Source organism: Halomonas llamarensis, assembly GCF_023555005.1.
GTDB lineage: Bacteria > Pseudomonadota > Gammaproteobacteria > Pseudomonadales > Halomonadaceae > Vreelandella > Vreelandella llamarensis.
On sequence record NZ_JAMJPJ010000009.1, the window covers coordinates 41,747 to 62,884 of the forward strand.

Below are 21,138 nucleotides of genomic sequence, written 5' to 3' on the forward strand. Positions count from 1 at the left end.
CCGCGCCTTTTAAGCCAGCCGTATACGGCGTGCAGAATTACTCTGCGACGACGACGATACGAACCGCGGCATCCACTTCAGCGTGCAAGCGAAGGGCGATGTCATATTCGCCAGTTTGACGAATCGGGCCTTCCGGCATGCGCACTTCGCTCTTCGCCACTTCGATACCGGCAGAGGAAATAGCGTCTGCCAAATCGCGCGGACCGATTGAGCCAAACAGTTTACCTTCATCACCGGCTTTAGACACCAGCGACAACTCAATGTCGTTGAGCTGCTCAGCGCGCGCTTCGGCTTCCGCCTTACGCTCTGCGGCTTGGGCTTCAAGCTCAGCACGTTGGGCTTCGAAAGCGGCAATATTTTCTTTAGTGGCCGGAACGGCTAAACCGTAAGGCACTAAATAGTTACGACCGTAACCGGGCTTAACGGTGACTTTGTCACCCAGGCTACCCAGCTTACCAATTTTATCGAGCAGAATGACTTCCATCTCGTAAACCTCTTATCAATTGCTGCGGGCAAGGCGTGCGCGAACGTTCACGAATGTATCAATTAACCCTAACAGCAGCACAATGAGAATCGTGGGCCAAGTGGTGATCAGCAATAGATAAAATGCCACCAACCACAGCCCGTTCATCCCCTTTAATCCAATAACACCATGCACCAACGCAATACCCGCAATCAGCAGTGGCACCCAGAGAAGCATCGAAAACGCGGGCAAATCAAAGAGCATACTCACAACGCCCAACACAAACAGAACAGCAAGTTCTTTTGGTGCTAAGCATAAGGCATGGAACTCTTCGCGAAAGCCCCCCGGGTTGTAAAGCCCGGCTTGCCAACTGCGCGCTAACACTAAGCAGACAACCGCGGCGATTAAAACCACTAACCCCGTGACGCCGCCAACCACTAGCTCAGCCAACGTTTGCGTGTCAAAGCCCTGCTGGGTCAACTCACTTAGCACCTGCTCGACCTCTGGCGAGCTCTCGCGCAGTTGCATAAGCATTGCCTCGGTACTTCCTGGCGGGGTAAAAATACCCCATTGCACCATCACGGAGGCTGCGATAGCGCCAAGTATCAGCGCCTCACTCCAGCGCATACGCTCGCGCAGGACAACCGCCATCAAAGTCACCAGGAGAACACTGGCCAGTGGTACCACATCGCCTTGCATCCACCACCACCCGGCGGGGAGTGCGGCGGCAATAATCACGGGTAGCGCAGGGGCAAACCCTTTACGTAGTGTGACAAGCCCGGCTATCGCCGCCCCCAGCCAAAATAGCCAAGGGATTAGTGACGCAAGTGCTGCGACGCCTACAGCATAAGGCGTCGCCTGCATCAGCCATCGGGCAAGTGCCAGCATCACGTTAACGGCTTACTGGTGGCTATCGGTATAGGGCAGTAATGCTAGGTAGCGAGCGCGCTTAACGGCGCCTGCTAGCTGGCGCTGATAGCGTGCTTTGGTGCCGGTGATACGGCTCGGAACGATCTTGCCGGTTTCGGTGATGTAAGCCTTCAGCGTATCCAGATCTTTATAATCGATCTGCTTGACGCCTTCAGCAGTGAAGCGGCAAAACTTACGGCGACGGAAAAAACGTGCCATGGATGAGCTCCTTTATACGTGCAATGAGGGTGAATTACGCGGTTTCAGCGCTCGGCTTTTCTTCGCGACGCGGACGTTTTTCTTCAGCTGGCTTCATCATCGGTGACGCTTCGGTGATGGCTTCTTTGCAGCGAACAACCAGGCTGCGGATGATAGCGTCGTTGAAGCGGAAGATGTTCTCGATTTCTTCGAGCGTCTCGCCGGCACACTCAACGTTCATCAACACGTAGTGGGCTTTGTGGATCTTGTTGATCGGGTAGGCCATGTGACGGCGCCCCCAATCTTCTAAGCGATGCACCGTGCCACCATTTTCGGTGACGATGCCTGTGTAGCGCTCGACCATTGCCGGCACTTGCTCGCTCTGATCCGGGTGGACCATAAACACGATTTCGTAATGACGCATGGAATCTCCTTGCGGTTTGGCAGCTTCACTGAGACGTATGCCATTGGCAATACGTTCACAAGGAAGCAAGGAGTTAACTGAAATGCATTCAGCACCGCCGTGCTAATCGGCAGTGCCAAGGCATCAAGCAGATCTGGTAAAACCAGTTGGTATAACAAATGCTTGTTTACAAGATAAACAAGCGAAAGCATTTTAGTGGGACATTGGCTGACTTGCAAGCTGACGTTGGCGCACCGCTTCAAACAAACAGATGCCAGTGGCAACGGATACATTGAGACTTGAGACTTGGCCTGCCATCGGCAGCTTGGCCAAGTGATCACACGCTTCACGGGTTAGGCGACGCATCCCCTTACCTTCAGCTCCCATGACTAGCGCAACAGGGCCGATAAAATCCATCTCATACACGCTGGCACTGGCCTCACCGGCGGCACCGGTAATCCACACACCGGCATCTTTAAGTTTACCCAGTGTACGCGCCAAGTTGGTGACTTGGTAAACCGGCACGGATTCCGCCGCGCCACACGCTACTTTGCGCACAGTGGCGTTCAGCGGTGCCGCTTTATCCTTGGCCACAATCACCCCATGGGCACCAGCCGCATCGGCGCTGCGCAAACAGGCGCCGAAGTTATGCACATCGGTCACGCCATCAAGCACAAGAAACAGCGGCGCTGCCGCCGGTTGCCATGTGCGCAGCTTAAGCAATAGCGACTCCTCACCCTCAGGCATCAGTGGCGGGCAAAAAGCCACCACCCCCTGATGCGCAGCCCCTTGGGTTAGCTGATCCAACGCCTCCCGCGGGTGCTCTTTTACACTGGCACCAGCGGACTGTGCCTGTGCAATGATCGCATGAAGCCGCTTGCTCGCACCTTGCTGTATCCATAGCACCTTAGGCGATTCACCGCGCTCTAGCAGACTTTCCAGTGCATGAATCCCAAACACCTGATCTAACCCTTCAGGTGGACGCGGTCCACGGCGTGATGACGCTGATTTCACTCTTAATCCTTATACGTTGCCAATCTTGCTTGCTTTTAGCCGCAGAAAATAGCCATAACAAAACACCCCACCGCAAGGTTACGACTTGCGCGGCCCGCGGCGAGAACGGCGCTGACCGTCATTATTATGACGTTTAGCCGATTGCTCGCTACGCTGTTTGCGCGGCTGACGGCGTGGGCGCGGCTTCTCATCGGCGAGACTGAAATCAATCTTGCGATCATCCATATCGACGCGCGCTACCTGAACCGTCACCCCATCGCCTAAGCGATACGACGCTCCGGTGCGCTCGCCTTTAAGGCGGTGTTTTTCTGCTTCGTAATGATAGTAGTCAGACGGCAAAGAAGTGACATGCACTAACCCCTCGACGAAGAACTCATCAAGGCGCACAAAGAGGCCAAACTGCGTGACGGACGCCACCGTTCCCTCGAAGGTTTCGCCGAGTTTGTCCGACATAAACTCGCATTTCAGCCAGCTTTCGACGTCGCGGGTCGCATCATCTGCGCGACGCTCGGTCATTGAGCAGTGTTCGCCCAACTCGACCATCTGCTCAAAGGTGTAAGGACACCACTTACTCGGCGGCTCCACCGGCGCACCTTCGACCCGCAATACCGTATTGGTTTGCCGCGGCCCACGCAGCACCGAACGGATCGCGCGATGCACGAGCAAGTCAGGGTAGCGACGAATCGGCGAGGTAAAGTGAGCATATGCTTGATACGCCAGACCAAAATGGCCCTCGTTTTGCGGCGAGTAGACCGCTTGATTCATCGTACGCAGCATCACCGTTTGGATGATGTCGGCGTCGGGGCGACCCGCGATGGTTTCACGCAGCGTTTGGAAATCCTGCGGTGTTGGGTCGTCACCACCTGGCAGCGTTAACCCCAGCTCGTTCAAGAACAAGCGTAATTTATCCAACCGCTCGGGCGTGGGTTTTTCGTGAATCCGGTACAGCGCCGGAAGGTCGTGCTTGTCCAAAAAGCGCGCTGTCGCCACGTTCGCCGCTAGCATGCACTCTTCGATCATTTTATGCGCATCGTTACGGGTACGCGGCACGATTTTTTCGATCTTGCGCTCATCATTAAAGATAATCGCCGTCTCGGTGGTATCAAAGTCAATCGCACCGCGCTCTTCCCGCGCCTTACGCAGCAGGTAATAGAGCTCATGCAGGTCTTTAAGTGGCGCCACGAGGTTTTGATGCTCTTCGCGCAACGCCTTACCTTCCTCGCTTTCCTGATCCAGGATCGCCGCGACTTTGTTGTACGTCAGACGCGCGTGAGAGTTCATTACCGCCTCGTAGAAACGGTAGCGGCTGATAGCCCCGGTCTTGGAGATATTCATCTCGCAAACCATTACCAAGCGATCCACTTGCGGATTCAGCGAACAGAGCCCATTAGAAAGTAGCTCCGGCAACATGGGAACCACTTGACCGGGGAAGTAAACCGAGTTGCCACGCGTGCGCCCCTCATCATCTAACGGCGCACCGGGACGTACGTAATGGGAGACATCAGCAATCGCTACCAGCAACTTCCAACTGCCTGACTTGGTTTTCCACGCGCAGACGGCATCGTCAAAGTCTTTGGCTGATTCGTCGTCGATGGTGACAAGCGGGACATCACGCAGGTCAACGCGATTTTTCTTATCATCTTCTTCTACTTCTGCGGAGATCGTGGCGATTTGGTCCAGCACTTCCGGCGGAAATTCTGCAGGGATATCATAACTGCGGATCGCAATATCGATTTCCATACCAGGGTCCATACGTTCACCCAGCACTTCCACTACCTCACCAACCGGCTGAACGCGTGTCGCCGGCTGCTGGGTAATGTTGGCAGAAATCACTTGACCATCTTTTGCCCCACCGCAAGCACTGTGCGGAATGATGACTTCTTGAGTGATACGTGGATTTTCCGGGATCAGGATGCCAAATTCAGGCGTGTTGCTGCGGTAAACCCCCACCATGGTTTGTGTGTTGCGCGCCAGCACCTCTGCAATTGTGGCCTCATCACGACCACGGCGGTCACGACCGCTAACCCGCACGAGGACATAGTCGCCGTGAAATACGCGCCGCATCTGTCTGGGAGGCAAAACGAGATCAGGCTTTTTGCCATCGTCGCGCAAGAAAAAGCCAAAGCCATCACGGTGTCCTAATACCTTGCCCTTGATCAAATCTAGCTTATCAATCAAGGCATAGGCACCACGCCGGTCGCGCAGGACCTGGCCATCGCGCTCCATGGCAGCGAGACGACGGCGCACCGCCTCCTGCAGGTCTTCATCTTCAAGACCCAGTAGGCGGCTCATATCCTCATGGGTAATCGGCCTGCCATACGTTTCCAGCGCTTCTAGCAAATATTCCCGGCTTGGCGCGGGGTTATCGTACTTGTGCGCTTCGCGGCTGGCGTGCGGATCATCACTTAACGACCAGTGCTTCATACAGTCAACATCCTTGATGGCGTTATTAAAAAACAGTGACATATCGCAGACGAAATACGCCGCGAACGGGCAGGTTCAGCGCTGTAAACGCTAAAAATATCGGAGTTTTGTTTGGTCATGACTGCAGTATAGCGCCGCCGGATCAATCACCCAACCGTCTAAGGAGCGAAAATAGTGCGCCGCTCCGTTTTAGAGAGGCTTAATTTATGGCCTGGCAGCCTCAAAACGAGGTGTCTTGAGCGCCGCAAAAAGTCTTGCATTTCATCGCTGCCTCGGTATCATACGCGCCACTTGCCCAGATGGCGGAATTGGTAGACGCGCTAGCTTCAGGTGCTAGTGTCCGTATGGACGTGGAGGTTCAAGTCCTCTTCTGGGCACCAATAATTGACGGTGCATATGCTTCGTCATTTGTTAGTGCAAAAGCAAGAAAAGTAAGATTTGTGTTCGCCCAGGTGGCGGAATTGGTAGACGCGCTAGCTTCAGGTGCTAGTGACCGTATGGTCGTGGAGGTTCAAGTCCTCTCCTGGGCACCACGCGAACGCAAATTGTAAAAACGCTTAAAAGACCGTATGTGACATGCCCAGGTGGCGGAATTGGTAGACGCGCTAGCTTCAGGTGCTAGTGACCGTATGGTTGTGGAGGTTCAAGTCCTCTCCTGGGCACCAAGGCAACATCGATATTCCCTCTATTATTACGTCCCTATCATTAAACAACGCGACCGACCAGCGCCGCGCTAGATACACTTATACCTATCCCCACACCCTGCTGACGTTACTGGAATCGCCCCGGCCGATTCGCCACTTGCTCAACGGCCCAGCCTTGCGTGTGAACTTGCCTTTCTAGTGCTGATTCCTGCGAGGCCGAAAGCTCGGGGAAAAAATCAAGCCCCGTGCGTGCTTCTACCTCGTCAATGGAGACCAAATAGTCGTCTAATGGCTCATTCCCCCGCACGTTCTGCGGCATGATAAACGCCAACGCACGCGGTGTTTTCGGGTGCGGCGCGACGATGATTTTATAAAACGCCTCGGGCACCTCAATAAAGCCAAGGCGGTTAAAGGCGTTATCCATAAAATTTTCAGGATAAATAGGCCCTGTTACCACTTGCAGGCGCTCATAACGAGGCGCGAAGTGGTCCATCACCGCTTCTTCTAAACGCTGCCAAAGTTGCCGGTTTAAGTTTGGCCGCTGCGGCGACATATTACTCATCAAAAACGTATCAACTTGCGCATCACGACCATGCACCGCAGCAATGGCATAATTGGGCGCCAAATGGCCGCGATCATAACCGCTACCGGCATAACTACCGGTGCCGATCGGCCACAGGGTGCGCCAATCGGCTTTAAAGCCAGGGCGAGAGCCAATGCTGGTATTTTCCACCGCCTCTACTTGGTAGCTGACCCATAGGGCGCCTGCCCGCACGTCGGACCATCCCGCTAAGTAGCCATTATTACGCAAAACACGGTGTATTGAAGTCGGCGTTAAGCTCTCCCAACTGGGCACCCCCATCCACGTATAATCATCACGGTACTGGCGCTCCTGATACTGCCAAAGCCCGGACGCCATCAGCACAAAAAGCAACGACACCCCTAAGCGGCGCCCTTGACGACGCCAGCGCAAAAACGACATACCCAAACGACGACACTCCCTATCATGAAATAACGAACCGCTTAACACTTAGATACACAACGCTAATTTAAGTGAGCCGATCGCTCAGCCCATATCCCTCAACAAGGCGATGCGCCTTACCAACCGAGTGAGAACATCGTCTCAAGATCGTGACGAGAGTGAACCTGCATCGCATTGAGGGTTTCGGTATCGCTAATTCCCTCAACGGAATTCAAGCGTTCAGTAACAAGGTCGGCCAAGCGTTCAAAATCACGGGTACGTGCAATCGCGACCAAATCGTAGCGACCACATGTCGAGTAGACTTCACTAATCCCTTCAACATCGGCTAAACGCTCTGCCACGGCTTTGACCTGGCCCTTTTCGGTATTAATTAAAATCACAGCATTTTGCATTTCACAACCTCACTTACACGCAGAAAAAACATAAAAAGTAGAAGCAGCTTCAGAAGTATAACAGTGCCCTGCCAAGCCGCGTAGCTTTACAAGAAAGCCATCCTTCACATACCGCGCGTGGCGAATTGTCGCTATCGCACTAAGGTTATTCGCACTCTGGTGTGCGTTCCGCTAATATGAAGACGAACTCCGCAAAGCAGGTCGTGTCGGAGCATTGAAGAGGTGGAAAACCACCCGACCACCGTGACCAAACGTCAGACCGTGACGAGAAAGGAGATATCATGGCTAATTATAGTCGTCGTGACTTTATGCGTAACAGCGTGCTCGGCCTTGCCGCTTTGCCGCTTGGTGCTGGCATCCTGTCGAAGACAGCTTTTGCCCAAGACCTGCCGCGCCTGGACCCATCTGCAGCCAACGCCCAAGCGCTTAATTACGTAGAAGTCGCCAGTGAAGCCAGCGACCACCCGGCTTATGAAGAAGGTGAACGCTGCGATAACTGCATGTTCTATACAGCAGATAATCAAGGATGTCAGCTGTTCCCGCAGAACAGCGTCGAACCCGCTGGCTGGTGCCAGTCTTGGACGTCAGCAGGTTAAAACTAGCGCCACTACGACGCTAAACACAAAGAAGCCCGCTCATGCGGGTTTCTTCGTGTTTAGCGTCGTGTTTAACATGCGGTATGCTTAAAAAGCCAAAGACCGACATTCACTCCCTTTATTCCTGATTGTCTTCAACCGGCCAATGGTAATGTCGCATGACACGGCCCTCCTGCATCGACACCAACTTCACCGGGAACCCCCACAGCTGGTGAAGATAACGAATAACGGGGTAGACGCTACGCGCAAGCGGTCGGCGGCTATCTTGAACATGATGCAGGGTGAGCGAGCGGTCGCCGCGAATCGCCGCCTCAACCACCTGGATATTGGGCTCGCGCACCGATAGCGCGTACTGGGTCGCCAACGCCTCGCGTACGCGACGATAGCCACGCTCGTTATGAATGGCCGCTACATTCAGCATCTCTTCTTGATCGTCATCCACCACCATGAAAAGCTTAAGATCGCGCATGACCTTGGGTGATAAGAACTGCTGAATAAACGATTCATCTTTGAAGTTACGCATGGCAAATTCCAACGTTTCTCGCCAAGGGCTTCCTGCCATATCTGGAAACCACTGACGATCTTCCACCGTTGGCGCTTCGCAGATACGTTTGATATCCATAAAAATCGCAAACCCCAGCGCATAAGGGTTGATGCCGCTGTAATAGGGGCTATCGAAATCGGGCTGATTAATCACCGCCGCATGCGACTGCAAAAACTCCAACATCAGCCCTTCGTCTACCTTACCCTCGTCATACAAGCGGTTCATCAGCGTATAGTGCCAAAAGCACGCCCAGCCCTCGTTCATCACCTGCGTTTGCCGCTGAGGGTAAAAATACTGCGCTAATTTACGCACGATACGCACCATTTCGCGCTGCCAGGGTGCGAGAAGCGGGGCATTCTTTTCGATGAAGTAGAGTAGATTTTCCTGCGGCTCCGGCGGGTATACACCGCCGACGTGAAGCCCAAGCGGGTCGTCCTCCTGCGATAGCGAGCCAGGCAGCGGTTCACTGCCGTCGGGGGCATCCGGAATGGTTCGCCACAGCAGGTTCACTTGGGTTTGCAGATACGCTTCGCGCTCCCCTTGGCGCTTGGCCTCTTCCTGTGCGGAGATGGGCGAGGGACGTTTGTAGCGATCAACACCATAGTTTTGCAGCGCGTGACAGGCATCTAACAGCTGCTCTACCGCCGCCACCCCGTGACGCTCTTCACACTTGGCGATGTACTTACGTGCAAACACCAGGTAATCGACGATGGAGTCGGCATCTGTCCACGTGCGAAACAGGTAGCTCCCTTTAAAAAATGAGTTATGACCGTAGCAGGCATGTGCCATGACCAGCACCTGCATCATCAACGTGTTCTCTTCCATGAGGTAGGCAATGCAAGGGTTGGAGTTGATCACGAGTTCATACGCCAATCCCATTTGCCCGCGTTTGTACGCCTGCTCGACGGCCAAGAACTGTTTACCGAAGGACCAGTGGTGATAGCCCACCGGCATGCCAACGCTAGCGTAAGCATCCATCATCTGCTCGGTGGTGATGATTTCCATCTGATTGGGGTACGTATCCAGGCGATACTCGTCGGCAAGCCTTGCAAGCTCGGCATCAAAGCGTTCCAACACGGCAAAGTTCCAGTCAGAGCCGGTCGCAATGGGCTGGCGTTTTTTACTCCCATGAGCACTCATCAAAACCTCCTTAACCGGCTTGGCTCAAGCGGCGCTTGAATAGCTCGCGGAACACCGGGTAGATCTCGCCCGCTTCGACAATCTTGCGCATGGCGAAACGCTCGGGAAATTGTGCCGCCACATTTTCATACTCCTGCCACAGCGATTGATGGTCGTGGGGCGTGATTTCCACATAGGTGTAATACTGCAGCTGTGGCATCAGCTCTTTGACCAGTAACTCGCGGCAAGTGCCGGAATCATCGTCCCAGTTATCGCCGTCGCTGGCCTGTGCCACATAAAGGTTCCATTGGTTCGGCGGGTAACGCGTCTCGATAATGTTATTCACCAGCGTCAAGGCACTCGACACGATGGTTCCGCCGGTTTCGCGAGAGTAGAAAAACTCCTCCTCGCCGACTTCGCGGGCCGTGGTGTGGTGACGCACAAACACCAGCTCCACTTTTTCGTAGTGTTTCTCCAAAAAGAGATACAGCAGCAAAAAAAAGCGCTTGGCGATATCTTTATGGTGTTGTGTCATCGAACCGGACACATCCATCACACAGAACATCACGGCTTTGCTGGAAGGCTGCGGTTGCGCTTGCAACTGGTGGTAGCGCAGATCGTAGGTGTCGATGAACGGCACGGCTTCGATACGCTTTTTCAGCCGCTCGATTTCCGCTATTAGCTCGCTGATGCGGGCAGGGTTGCGTAATACTGGGTCTTTTCGCTCTTCTGCCGTTAGCGCCGCTTCTGCTTCTCTCAGAGCACGCTTGATTGGAGCGCGCATCGCGATACGCCGAGCATAGGCCTCGCGCATCGAGCGGGTAATGCTGATCCGCGACGGCACCCCCTCGCGCGCTAACCCCGCCCGCACCATTTTTACTTCTTCCATTGATTTCAGCGGCTTGCGCTGCAGATGCGGCAACTCCAAGCCGTCAAAGACAAATTCCAGAAACTCTTCCCGGCTTAGGGTGAAAGCGAATTCGTCCATGCCTTCGCCCTGATTCGACGCCCCTCCTTCGCCGGCACCACCACCGCCACCCTGACCGTCGGGGCGGCGGATTTTGTCTCCCTCAACAAACTCCTTGTTACCCGGCGCAACAATGCTTCTCTCTCCGCCGTGCCCATGCTGGAACACCGGCTCGGCGATATCTTTGGCGGGGATCGACACCTTTTCGCCGCGCTCCATATCGGTAATGGAGCGGCGGTTGACTGCTTCCTCTACCGAGCGCTTGATATGCTTGCGATAGCGCTCCAAAAAACGCTGCCGATTTACCGCGCTCTTGTGCTTGGCATTGGGGCGTCGATCAATAAAGTAGGTCATATGACCTCCTAAAACAGGCATCAAGCGTAAAACACGCAAACCGCGCCTACTGTGATTTACGCACGCGTAGATACCACTCAGAAAGCAGGCGCACCTGCTTTTCGGTGTAGCCGCGCTCTTTCATCCGTTCGACGAAATCTTCGTGTTTTTTATGATCGGATTTCGACGCTTTGGCATTGAACGAAATCACCGGCAACAGCTCTTCGGTATTGGCGAACATCTTGTGCTCAATCACACCTTTGAGTTTTTCGTACGACTGCCAGCTCGGGTTCATGCCGTTGTTTTGCGCTCGCGCCCGCAACACAAAGTTGACCACTTCGTGGCGAAAGTCTTTGGGGTTGGAAATACCCGCTGGCTTTTCGATTTTCTCTAACTCTTCGTTGAGCGCCTGACGATCCAACAGCTCACCGGTTTCCGGGTCGCGGTACTCTTGATCTTGAATCCAAAAATCGGCGTAGATCACGTAGCGATCAAAGATATTCTGGCCATACTCGCTGTACGATTCCAAATACGCGGTTTGAATCTCCTTGCCGATGAAATCGACGTAGCGCGGCGCCAAGAACTCTTTGATAAAGCCCAGGTAGCGCTCAAAAACCTCAGACGGCAGCTGTTCGCGCTCCAACGCTTGCTCCAACACATACAGCAGATGCACCGGGTTAGCGGCGACTTCGGTACTGTCGAAGTTGAAGACTTTGGAGAGGATTTTGAACGCAAAGCGGGTCGAAAGCCCCTCCATGCCTTCATCCACGCCCGCCGCGTCGCGGTACTCCTGAATCGACTTCGCCCGCGGATCCGTGTCTTTGAGATTTTCGCCGTCGTAGACCCGCATTTTGGAGTAGATGCTGGAGTTTTCCGGCACTTTTAAGCGCGAAAGTACCGAGAATTGCGCCAGCATGCGCAGTGTATCCGGCGCGCAGGGGGCGTGGCGTAGCGAGGAGTCTTCCAGCAGTTTCTGGTAGATTTTGATCTCTTCGGAGACGCGCAGGCAGTAAGGCACCTTGACGATATACACCCGGTCGAGAAACGCCTCATTGTTGCGATTATTGCGAAATGCCTGCCACTCGCTTTCGTTGGAGTGGGCAAGAATAATGCCATCAAACGGGATCGCGCCCATGCCCTCGGTGGGGTTGTAATTGCCTTCCTGCGTTGCCGTGAGCAGCGGATGCAGCACCTTAATCGGCGCTTTAAACATCTCAACGAATTCCATCACCCCTTGGTTGGCGCGACAAAGGCCGCCGGAAAAGCTGTAGGCGTCAGGGTCATCTTGTGAGTAAAGCTCCAGCTGGCGGATATCCACCTTGCCCACCAGCGACGAGATATCCTGGTTATTCTCATCGCCCGGCTCGGTTTTGGAGATGGCGATTTGATTAAGCCGCGACGGATAAAGCCGCACCACGCGAAACTGCGAAATATCGCCACCGTACTCTTTCAACCGTTTGGCCGCCCAGGGCGACATCACGCTCTTTGAGTAGCGATACGGAATACCGTACTCCTTCTCCAGGAGCTCGCCATCTTCCTCAGGCGAGAAAAGCCCCAATGGTGACTCATACACTGGCGAGCCTTTAATGGCATAAAACGGCATCCGCTCCATCAAAAGCTTCAAGCGCTCCGCCAACGATGATTTCCCCCCGCCTACCGGCCCCAGTAGGTAAAGAATCTGCTTGCGCTCCTCTAACCCCTGAGCCGCGTGGCGATAGTAAGACACGATCTGCTCAATGGCCTCTTCCATGCCGTGAAATTCGGCAAAGGCCGGATACCGGCGGATAACCTTATTGGAAAAAATCCGCGAAAGCCGAGGGTCTTTTGCCGTATCGATGACGTCGGGTTCACCAATCGCTTCCAACATTCGCTCCGCCGCGCTGGCATACGCCTTAGGGTCGCGCTTACACAGCGCTAGGTATTCCTCCAGGCTCATGTCTTCTTGCTGAACACGGGCGAAACGGTCTTGAACGTGGTCAAAGATGCTCATGGAACTCTCCTATAGCCCAAACTCGGAAGCTAAAAAACCCAGCGGGTTGATTCACTTCCAAGTATCGCTCTATCAGCTTAGCCAGCATTAGCGAAACGTGATGGCATTTCCTTCAACGCAGCGTAAAGTGGCCTGTTGCTAATGCTTAAGAGAACCCAATACGTCGGTAAGTTGCGTTGAATATGACATGGCACATTGAACGCAGCGCCCGCCTCGCCATAGCGACGACGCGAGCCAGGCGGGGAGGTTTATACGTTCAAGGTCGCGCGGATATCGTCCAAAAGCTGATCCAGCAATGCCGTCGACGTATTCCAAGAGCACACAAACCGTGCACCGCCCGCACCGATAAAGGTATAGAAGGCCCAACCTTTTGCTTTCAACGCTTCAATCGCGCCCGCGGGTAATTCAACGAAGACGCTATTGGCTTCGACGGGAAACATCAGCGAAACACGGGGGAAATCGGCCAGGCCATCAGCCAGATAACGCGCCATCGCATTGGCATGCGTGGCGTTATGCCGCCACACGTCGTTTTCCAAAAGCCCTAGCCAGGGTGCAGAGATAAAGCGCATTTTGGAAGCAAGTTGTCCTGCCTGTTTACAGCGGTAAGCAAAGTCTTCGGCGAGGTCGCGGTTGAAAAACAAAATGGCTTCGCCAAAGGCCAACCCGTTTTTGGTACCGGAAAAACACAGCACATCAACGCCGACCTGCCACGTCAACTCTGCCGGCGTGGCATTGAGCCCCACACAGGCGTTAGCAAAGCGGGCACCATCCATGTGTAGGCGCAGATCGTATTTATCCGCCATGGCACGAATGGCGATAAGCTCTTCACGGGAGTAAACCGTGCCGACCTCGGTTGCCTGAGTAAGCGAAATAACCTTGGGCTTGGGGTAATGAATATCGCTGCGCTTGGTCACCAGTGCCTCGATACCCTCTGGCGTCAGCTTACCGTTAGCGCCAGGCGAAGTGAGCAGCTTCGCACCGTTGGAGAAAAACTCCGGCCCGCCGCACTCGTCGGTTTCGATATGCGCCAACTCATGGCAGATCACACTGTGATAACTGCGCCCCATAGCGGAAAGCGCCAGCGAATTGGCCGCCGTACCGTTAAAGACGAAAAACACGTCGCAGTCGTAGTCGAACATCTCGCGAAAGCGATCCGCCGCACGGGCCGTCCAGCGGTCATTGCCGTACGCTAAGTCATCCTCGTGATTAGCCTTCAGCAGCATTTCCATCGCTTCCGGGCACATGCCGGATGTATTGTCACTGGCCAAAAAACGCGGGCTACATTCTGACGTCATGGGCAAAATCCTTATTATCTGAAGATGACTCGTACCTAAAGCGCGAGCGGCTCTCCTGAGAGAGCCGCATACTAAGCCTAGCGCGCTTTGTCCTTTGACGTCATCCGCACACTGGTTTTTACATAGCCGCCGCCAGGCGCATACCTTGGTCGATCGCCCGTTTGGCATCAAGCTCCGATGCCTCGTCAGCGCCGCCAATCACATGCACGTTGATACCGCGCTGTTCAAGGGGCGCCAGCAGTTCACGCACTGATTCCTGCCCCGCACAAACGACTATCGTATCGACCGCTAAGGTCTGCGGCGTATCTTCATGCGTGATATGCAGGCCATCGTCGTCGATGTTGACGTACTCGCACCCGGCAAGCATCGCCACACCGTGCTGTTTGAGCGAGACGCGATGCACCCAGCCGGTGGTTTTGCCCAAGTGCTTGCCTGGTTTTGAGGTTTTGCGTTGCAACATGGTGACCTCGCGGGGCACCTGGGGCAGCTCGGGTGCTTTAAGACCACCACGCTGGCTAACGCTTAAATCCACGCCCCATTCGTCGCACCAGGCCGCGAGATCCAACGCCGTCGCTTCTTGAGTGACCAACAGTTCGGCCACATCAAAGCCAATCCCGCCTGCGCCGATAATCGCCACTTTTTGGCCCACACGCTCTGGCTGAGCAATCGCCTCGGCGTAAGAAAGCACCTTGGGGTGGTCAGCACCGGGCAGCGCAAGTTCGCGCGGGCGCACACCGGTGGCTAGCACGACATCATCAAAATCCGCCAGTTGATCTTCGCTCGCTGCCGTATTGAGACGCACCTCCACCGCGTACTTATCGAGCATTGCACGGAAGTAGCGCAGCGTCTCGTTGAACTCCTCTTTGCCGGGGATCTTACGCGCAAAGTTAAACTGGCCGCCAAGCTCGGCATGGCGCTCAAATAGCGTCACCTGATGGCCACGACTAGCGGCGCTCACGGCCGTGGCTAACCCCGCCGGGCCACCACCGACCACCGCCACGCGCTTGGGTGCTGCGGCAGGCTCAAGGGCGAATTCGGTTTCATGACACGCACGTGGGTTAACCAAGCAAGAGGTCAGCTTCCCAGCGAAGGTGTGATCCAAGCATGCTTGGTTACAAGCGATACAGGTATTGATCTCGTCCGCCTTACCGTTTTGCGCCTTAGCCACCCACTCAGGGTCGGCCAAAAACGGCCGCGCCATGGAGACCATGTCCGCGTGCCCTTCGGCAAGCACGCGTTCTGCCACCTCGGGCATATTGATGCGATTGGTCGTGATCAGCGGAATTTTGACCTCGGCGCGCAGTTTTTGCGTCACTTGCGTAAACGCGGCCCGTGGCACGCTCGTCACGATAGTGGGCACGCGGGCTTCGTGCCAGCCGATACCGGTATTGAGCGCATCCGCCCCGGCAGTCTCAATGGCTTTCGCCAAGGTCACCACTTCGTCCCAGCTGCTGCCCTCATCGACCAAATCGATCATCGAGAGGCGAAAAATCAGCGCGAAATCAGGCCCTACCGCCTCGCGCACCCGGCGAACGATCTCAATGGCAAAACGGGCGCGGTTGTCAAAATCGCCGCCCCATTGATCTTCACGATGGTTGGTCCGACGGCAGAGAAACTGATTGATCAGGTAGCCTTCCGACCCCATGATCTCCACGCCATCGTAGCTCGCTGCCTGGGCCAGCCGCGCACAGCGCACGTAATCGTGAATTTGCTGTTCGACCTCATCGCCGCTAAGTTCGCGCGGGGTAAAGGGATTAATCGGCGCTTGAATCGGCGACGGCGCGACTAAGTCCGGCGAGTAGGCGTAGCGGCCGGCGTGCAAAATCTGCATGCACAGGTGCCCGCCTTCGCGGTGCACGGCGTCCACTACGTGACGATGCTCTTCCAGCTGCGTCTCATCGGTGAGCGCATTGGCGCCCTGAAACACCGCCCCTTGGGCATTGGGCGCGATACCGCCGGTCACAATCAACCCCACGCCCGCACGCACACGCTCGGCGTAAAACGTCGCCAGGCGGGTAAAACCGTCCGGTGCCTCTTCCAAATTGGTATGCATCGAGCCCATCAGCATGCGGTTGGGCAGCGACAGCGGTCCTAAGGTGAGCGGTTGAAACAGGTGTGGATAAGCGGTCATCACGGCCTCCTAACGAGAAAATTGGTATTATTTGGTCTTGATTAAAACAAGCGTATGACATCCGACGCGCTGCGTACACCCCTTGCTGTCTGACGCAAGACACGTCACATTACCCGGCTAACAAAACAGGTGACACAATGCCGCTCATTTACTTCTTACCGCCCTTGGCCACAGTGTTGATCTGGTCGGGTAATATGACCATCAATCAGCTTACCGTGGGGACGATTGCCCCGAGTAGCATTGCCTTTTTACGCTGGCTGCTCGCACTTTTGGTGTTAACACCGTTTGTGCTGCCCGCTGCATGGCGCTACCGCGCGGATATCCGCCGCGAATGGCCAAAGCTTGCGGTGCTCGGCATGCTCGGTATGGGGCTTTGGCAAGGGCTCGCTTACGTGGCAGCAGAAACGACATCTGCTACCAACATGGGCATTTTAGCTGCCATGGTGCCACTGCTCACGGTGCTTTTAAGCGCGCTGATTCTTCGTGAACCGCCGACGCTTGGCGGCATTGCCGGCGGTGTGCTGGCGTTTTTTGGTGTCACCGTGCTGTTGGGGCAAGGCAACCCGCTGTCGCTTATGCGCCTTGAGGTTTCGCCAGGGGATGCGCTGATGGTCCTCGCCGCCACCTGCTACGCCCTTTATGGCGTGATGCTCAAGCGCTGGCAGATGGGGCTACCGCCGTGGGTCATGCTTTATGCGCAAGTCTGCTTTGCGGTGCTGTTTCTGCTCCCGCCGTACCTAATCGGGCCGATGACGCCCATCGATAGCCACAATGTTTGGCTAATTCTGTACGCGGGCATTCCTGCTTCGATTATTACCACGTTTTTGTGGATGCGCGCCGTGCGCCAGATCGGCGCCAGCCAAGCAAGCATTTTCATTAACCTGATGCCGCTTTTCAGCGCGGTTATTGCAATGGTGTTTTTGGTCGAGCGTTTAGCCGTTTTTCATGTCCTTGGAGGGCTTTTGATTTTAGCCGGCGTCGTCATGGCGCAGCGGCTAACCCAGCCGCTAAAACAGGTGCTTGCTACGCGTCGTGTCAAGCGTGCTCAGCAGTAAACGCACACCAATGTTAAGATAGCGGCAATGTTAAGATAGCGGCAATGTTAATGATTAACGGGAACCCCTGATATGTCCTTAGAAGACCTGCATTTAAACCTGCGCAACTTAGCCTCTGAGGATTACTCTCAGTTAAAAATGCTGATGGATGCTGTTTATCACGACATTGGCGGCGCCTGGCCAAAGCACACCATCGACAAACTGATTCAAGCGTTTCCCGACGGGCAGATTGCGATCGAAGACGACGGCATCATTGTTGGCGTCGCGCTCACCGTGCAAGTGGATTACGATGAGTTCTCCAACCCGCACAAATACGATGACTTGATCGGCCATCGCGAGACCATTCTCAATAATGCCGATGGCGATGCCATGTACGGGCTCGATGTATTGATTCATCCCGATTATCGTGGCTATCGTCTCGGCCGTCGCCTTTACGAAGCACGCAAGGAGCTGTGCCGTTCGCATAATATGCGCGCCATTTTAGCTGGCGGGCGCATTCCTGAGTATTATCAGCACGCTCACGAGCTAAGCCCCGCCGAGTACATCGAAAAGGTCTCGCGCAAGGAGATTCACGATCCCATTCTCTCCTTCCAGCTCGCCAATGACTTTCAGGTCAAGCGCCTGCTGCGCAAATACTTACCCGAAGACGAACAATCCAAAGGCTACGCTACGCTGCTAGAGTGGAACAACATCCTCTTTGAGCCGGCAGACAATGTGCTGGATACTCGCCCAACGCAGGTGCGCGTTGGCGCCGTGCAGTGGCAAATGCGCGAGTTCGACTCAGTGGACGCAGCCCTTCAGCAAATTGAGTACTTTGTCGACGCGCTTTCCGACTATCAAAGCGACTTTGCGGTCTTTCCGGAGCTTTTTAATGCCCCGCTGATGGGCCTGCAAGACCGCGCCGCGCAGCAAGACCAAATGGGCGCGATTCGCTTTTTAGCGGGTTTCACCGAGAAGTTCAAAACCGAACTGTCGCGCATGGCGGTCTCCTACAACATCAACATTGTAGGCGGCTCAATGATTGAGGTGGGCGAGGATGACCGCCTCTACAACATCGCCTATCTCTTTCACCGCGACGGCAACGTCGAGCACCAAGCTAAGCTGCATATTACGCCGCAGGAACGCCGCGATTGGGTTATCGAGGGCGGCGACAATCTGCAGGTATTTGATACCGACGCCGGTCGCGTGGGGATTTTGATCTGCTATGACGCCGAATTTCCTGAGCTGAGTCGGCTGCTGGCCGACCAGGACATGGACATCCTGTTCGTGCCTTTCTGGACCGATACCAAGAACGGCTACCTACGCGTGCGCCATTGCTCTCAAGCACGCGCCATCGAAAATGAATGTTACGTGGTGCTGTGCGGCAGTGTCGGCAACCTGCCGTCAATTGAGAACTTGGATATTCAGTACGCCCAGTCGGCGGTGTTTTCGCCCTCCGATTTTGCTTTCCCCCACGATGCGGTTCTCGCCGAAACCACCCCCAATACCGAGATGGTGCTGTTCTCCGATCTCGACTTAACGCGATTGACGGTTCTGCGCGCCGAAGGCTCGGTAACTAACTTAAAAGACCGTCGTAAAGATCTGTTTGATCTGCGCTGGCGCGATTGGTCGTGGAAATCTGGCGCCAATCTCGAAGAGCAGTAGCAAACCGGCGGCTAGGGCCACATAAGATGCGCGGGAAGACGGCCTTTGGCATCGGGGACCACGCCCTCCTCGCGTAGCATTTCCAATTGGCGCGCCGCCCCGCCGTGATCGGCCACGCGTCGAGTGGCTGAAATCACCCGATGCCACGGCAGCGTGTGCCCTTCCGGCAGTTTGCGCATCGCCGTGCCTACCATGCGCGGCGTGGCGCCCTCGGTCATGGCCGCGATGCGGCCGTAGGTGGTTATCCTCCCGGCGGGAATCTGATCGACGATGGTGTAAATCTGCTCAAGTCGCTCAGCGCGTGGCATCACATTGCCTCCATTTAGCCCCACCGCAACGGTGCGCGGTGGGGACATACTGTGGGTTGCTTTGCTTACTTTCGCTTCGGCCAGGCGGTAGGGTCCACTTTATTCGCTAATTTGGGGAATTTAGCGGGGTCAAAGACCGGCTCCTTACCCGCTTTCAACTGCTCGTCGTAGTCTCTGAGCAGCGCGAAGGCAATGGGTGACAGCAGCAGAATCGCCACTAAGTTAATGAGCGCCATCATACCCATGGAAAGATCGGCGAAATTCCAGATAGCGCCAAGACTTGCCACCGAACCAACCATCACCATGCCCAATACGGCCAGGCGGTAGATCAATACCGCCAATGGCGCTTTGCGACCGGCAAGGTACTCGATATTGGACTCACCGTAAGAGTAGTTGGCGATGACCGAGGTAAACGCAAACAGCAGAATCGCTACAGCGATGAACATGCCGCCCCATTCGCCGACATGGCTGGAAAGCGCCGCCTGAGTGAGCTGAATGCCGTTGGCTTCATCGCTCGCCAATAGCTCCGGCCCGGCCATGATGATAATCGCTGCCGTCGCAGTGCAAATCACCAACGTATCGAGAAACACCCCTAACATCTGGATAAAGCCCTGTGCCGCCGGGTGATCCGGCTGAGTGGTCGCGGTGGCGGCGGCGTTGGGGGCTGAACCCATCCCCGCTTCGTTAGAGAAAAGCCCGCGCTGAATACCGTTGATGATGGCCTGCGACACCGCATACCCCATCGCACCGCCGGCGGCTTGCTCAAACCCGAAAGCACTTTTAATGATCGTCATGAAGGCGGCGGGAAGATCGCTGATATTCATGCCGACAACGACCAGCGCCAGCAACAGATATAGTAGCGCCATCAGCGGCACCACTAACTCAGCGACTTTAGCGATCGACTTTACCCCGCCAAAGATGATCGGGGCCACCACCGCCATCAGCACCAGCCCCACCAACCAAGTAGGAATGGCGAATGCTTGCTCCATCGCCTGGGCAATGGAGTTTGCCTGCACGCTGTTAAACGCCAGGCCAAAGGCGATAATCAAGCAAATCGAGAACACCACCGCCAACCAGCGCAGCCCTAAGCCACGCTCAATGTAGCGTGCCGGCCCACCACGGAAGGTGTTGTCACCATGATCTGTCTTGTAGGCCTGAGCCAGGGTGGATTCCACAAAGCTGGTCGCCATCCCGACCATCGCGGTCATCCACATCCAGAAGATGGCGCCGGGGCCACCGAAGTAAATCGCCACGGCCACCCCGGCCAGGTTACCAGTACCCACCCGCGCCGCCAGGCTTGTCGAGAGCGCCTGGAACGACGAGATACCGCCGTTGGACTTGCGGGAGCTACGTAGCAGTTTGAACATGTGACCGAAGTAGCGAATCTGAATACCACGCGTCATCACGGTGAAATATAGGCCTGCACCAATCAACAGGTAAATCAGCACGCTACCCCAGAGCAGACCGTTGCCGCGATCAATCATCGCGGTCAACACCGGTGGAAGAGTAAAATCCATGGTTTTGTACGCCTTTTAATACATTGAAGGCGCATCATTCTTCACGACTGCACCAAAATGGCAAGAAAATTGGCAACATTCATTTTTTACGGTAACAAACACTGGCTAAATCCGTTTTTGCTGTTTCGCTGGTTCAGCTCTCGCTTTTCATCTGGCACGTTCCGGCGGCCGACTGGCACGCGGCGTGCCAGCGCATGGCGCTGCTGCGCT

18 protein-coding genes and 3 tRNA genes are annotated in these 21,138 nt (G+C 55.2%); 6 read left to right on the top strand and 15 right to left on the bottom strand.

The annotated features are described in order from the left end of the window. Positions 1-37 precede the first annotated feature (37 nt). The 6 genes from rplI to rnr all read right to left on the bottom strand — a co-directional run bounded on the left by rplI (position 38) and on the right by rnr (position 5,411). On the bottom strand, positions 38-484 hold the full coding sequence (gene rplI / locus M8006_RS07715; protein ID WP_250080876.1) for a 50S ribosomal protein L9: 447 nt from the start codon (positions 482-484) through the stop codon (positions 38-40). A 15-nt stretch (positions 485-499) separates the two neighbouring features. Further along, positions 500-1,351: a hypothetical protein gene (locus tag M8006_RS07720; protein ID WP_250080877.1), complete on the bottom strand. Its 852-nt coding sequence runs from the start codon at positions 1,349-1,351 to the stop codon at positions 500-502. A gap of 12 nt (positions 1,352-1,363) precedes the next feature. Continuing rightward, positions 1,364-1,591, bottom strand: coding sequence for a 30S ribosomal protein S18 (gene rpsR / locus M8006_RS07725; protein WP_179928855.1), 228 nt, complete (start codon positions 1,589-1,591; stop codon positions 1,364-1,366). Between the two features lie 34 nt (positions 1,592-1,625). Next, positions 1,626-1,994 (bottom strand): 30S ribosomal protein S6, encoded by a 369-nt coding sequence (rpsF, locus tag M8006_RS07730; protein ID WP_179928856.1) that lies wholly within the window; start codon positions 1,992-1,994, stop codon positions 1,626-1,628. A 192-nt stretch (positions 1,995-2,186) separates the two neighbouring features. Beyond that, positions 2,187-2,987, bottom strand: coding sequence for a 23S rRNA (guanosine(2251)-2'-O)-methyltransferase RlmB (rlmB, locus tag M8006_RS07735; RefSeq protein WP_250080878.1), 801 nt, complete (start codon positions 2,985-2,987; stop codon positions 2,187-2,189). Positions 2,988-3,065: 78 nt separating this feature from the next. After that, positions 3,066-5,411 carry a ribonuclease R gene (gene rnr / locus M8006_RS07740; protein WP_250080879.1) on the bottom strand — a complete coding sequence of 782 codons (2,346 nt, stop codon included), beginning with the start codon at positions 5,409-5,411 and terminating at the stop codon, positions 3,066-3,068. Positions 5,412-5,704: 293 nt separating this feature from the next. Here rnr and M8006_RS07745 point away from each other — a divergent pair. From M8006_RS07745 to M8006_RS07755, 3 genes are all read left to right on the top strand, one after another. Then, positions 5,705-5,791, top strand: a tRNA-Leu gene (locus M8006_RS07745). Between the two features lie 66 nt (positions 5,792-5,857). Then, a tRNA-Leu gene (locus tag M8006_RS07750) sits at positions 5,858-5,944 on the top strand. A 45-nt stretch (positions 5,945-5,989) separates the two neighbouring features. Continuing rightward, positions 5,990-6,076: transfer RNA gene (locus M8006_RS07755), tRNA-Leu, on the top strand. A gap of 106 nt (positions 6,077-6,182) precedes the next feature. On the opposite strand, the gene M8006_RS07760 is transcribed toward M8006_RS07755, so the two are convergent. Further along, positions 6,183-7,037 carry a DNA/RNA non-specific endonuclease gene (locus tag M8006_RS07760; protein ID WP_250080965.1) on the bottom strand — a complete coding sequence of 285 codons (855 nt, stop codon included), beginning with the start codon at positions 7,035-7,037 and terminating at the stop codon, positions 6,183-6,185. Between the two features lie 116 nt (positions 7,038-7,153). Continuing rightward, positions 7,154-7,429, bottom strand: a complete 276-nt coding sequence (locus tag M8006_RS07765; protein WP_250080880.1) for an Lrp/AsnC family transcriptional regulator — start codon at positions 7,427-7,429, stop codon at positions 7,154-7,156. A gap of 281 nt (positions 7,430-7,710) precedes the next feature. Here M8006_RS07765 and M8006_RS07770 point away from each other — a divergent pair, with 281 nt between their 5' ends. Further along, complete coding sequence (locus M8006_RS07770; protein WP_250080881.1) at positions 7,711-8,025, top strand: high-potential iron-sulfur protein; 315 nt, start codon at positions 7,711-7,713, stop codon at positions 8,023-8,025. Positions 8,026-8,143: 118 nt separating this feature from the next. Here the strand turns inward: M8006_RS07770 and M8006_RS07775 are convergent, their stop codons facing one another. The 5 genes from M8006_RS07775 to M8006_RS07795 form a co-directional block, all read right to left on the bottom strand. Continuing rightward, complete coding sequence (locus M8006_RS07775; protein ID WP_250080882.1) at positions 8,144-9,709, bottom strand: SpoVR family protein; 1,566 nt, start codon at positions 9,707-9,709, stop codon at positions 8,144-8,146. 10 nt (positions 9,710-9,719) lie between these two features. Beyond that, on the bottom strand, positions 9,720-11,009 hold the full coding sequence (locus M8006_RS07780) for a YeaH/YhbH family protein (protein WP_250080883.1): 1,290 nt from the start codon (positions 11,007-11,009) through the stop codon (positions 9,720-9,722). A 46-nt stretch (positions 11,010-11,055) separates the two neighbouring features. Further along, complete coding sequence (locus M8006_RS07785) at positions 11,056-12,978, bottom strand: PrkA family serine protein kinase (protein WP_250080884.1); 1,923 nt, start codon at positions 12,976-12,978, stop codon at positions 11,056-11,058. A gap of 248 nt (positions 12,979-13,226) precedes the next feature. Beyond that, on the bottom strand, positions 13,227-14,273 hold the full coding sequence (locus M8006_RS07790) for a threonine aldolase family protein (RefSeq protein WP_250080901.1): 1,047 nt from the start codon (positions 14,271-14,273) through the stop codon (positions 13,227-13,229). A gap of 118 nt (positions 14,274-14,391) precedes the next feature. Continuing rightward, positions 14,392-16,404, bottom strand: a complete 2,013-nt coding sequence (locus tag M8006_RS07795) for an NADPH-dependent 2,4-dienoyl-CoA reductase (protein WP_250080902.1) — start codon at positions 16,402-16,404, stop codon at positions 14,392-14,394. 137 nt (positions 16,405-16,541) lie between these two features. Between M8006_RS07795 and M8006_RS07800 the strand changes: the two genes are divergently transcribed. Both M8006_RS07800 and M8006_RS07805 read left to right on the top strand, forming a co-directional pair. After that, positions 16,542-17,459, top strand: coding sequence for a DMT family transporter (locus M8006_RS07800; RefSeq protein WP_250080904.1), 918 nt, complete (start codon positions 16,542-16,544; stop codon positions 17,457-17,459). Positions 17,460-17,531: 72 nt separating this feature from the next. Further along, positions 17,532-19,103: a bifunctional GNAT family N-acetyltransferase/carbon-nitrogen hydrolase family protein gene (locus tag M8006_RS07805; protein ID WP_250080905.1), complete on the top strand. Its 1,572-nt coding sequence runs from the start codon at positions 17,532-17,534 to the stop codon at positions 19,101-19,103. Positions 19,104-19,114: 11 nt separating this feature from the next. On the opposite strand, the gene M8006_RS07810 is transcribed toward M8006_RS07805, so the two are convergent. Both M8006_RS07810 and M8006_RS07815 read right to left on the bottom strand, forming a co-directional pair. Beyond that, positions 19,115-19,411 (bottom strand): MGMT family protein, encoded by a 297-nt coding sequence (locus M8006_RS07810; protein ID WP_250080907.1) that lies wholly within the window; start codon positions 19,409-19,411, stop codon positions 19,115-19,117. A 65-nt stretch (positions 19,412-19,476) separates the two neighbouring features. Beyond that, positions 19,477-20,928, bottom strand: a complete 1,452-nt coding sequence (locus M8006_RS07815) for an alanine/glycine:cation symporter family protein (protein ID WP_250080909.1) — start codon at positions 20,926-20,928, stop codon at positions 19,477-19,479. Positions 20,929-21,138 lie beyond the last annotated feature (210 nt).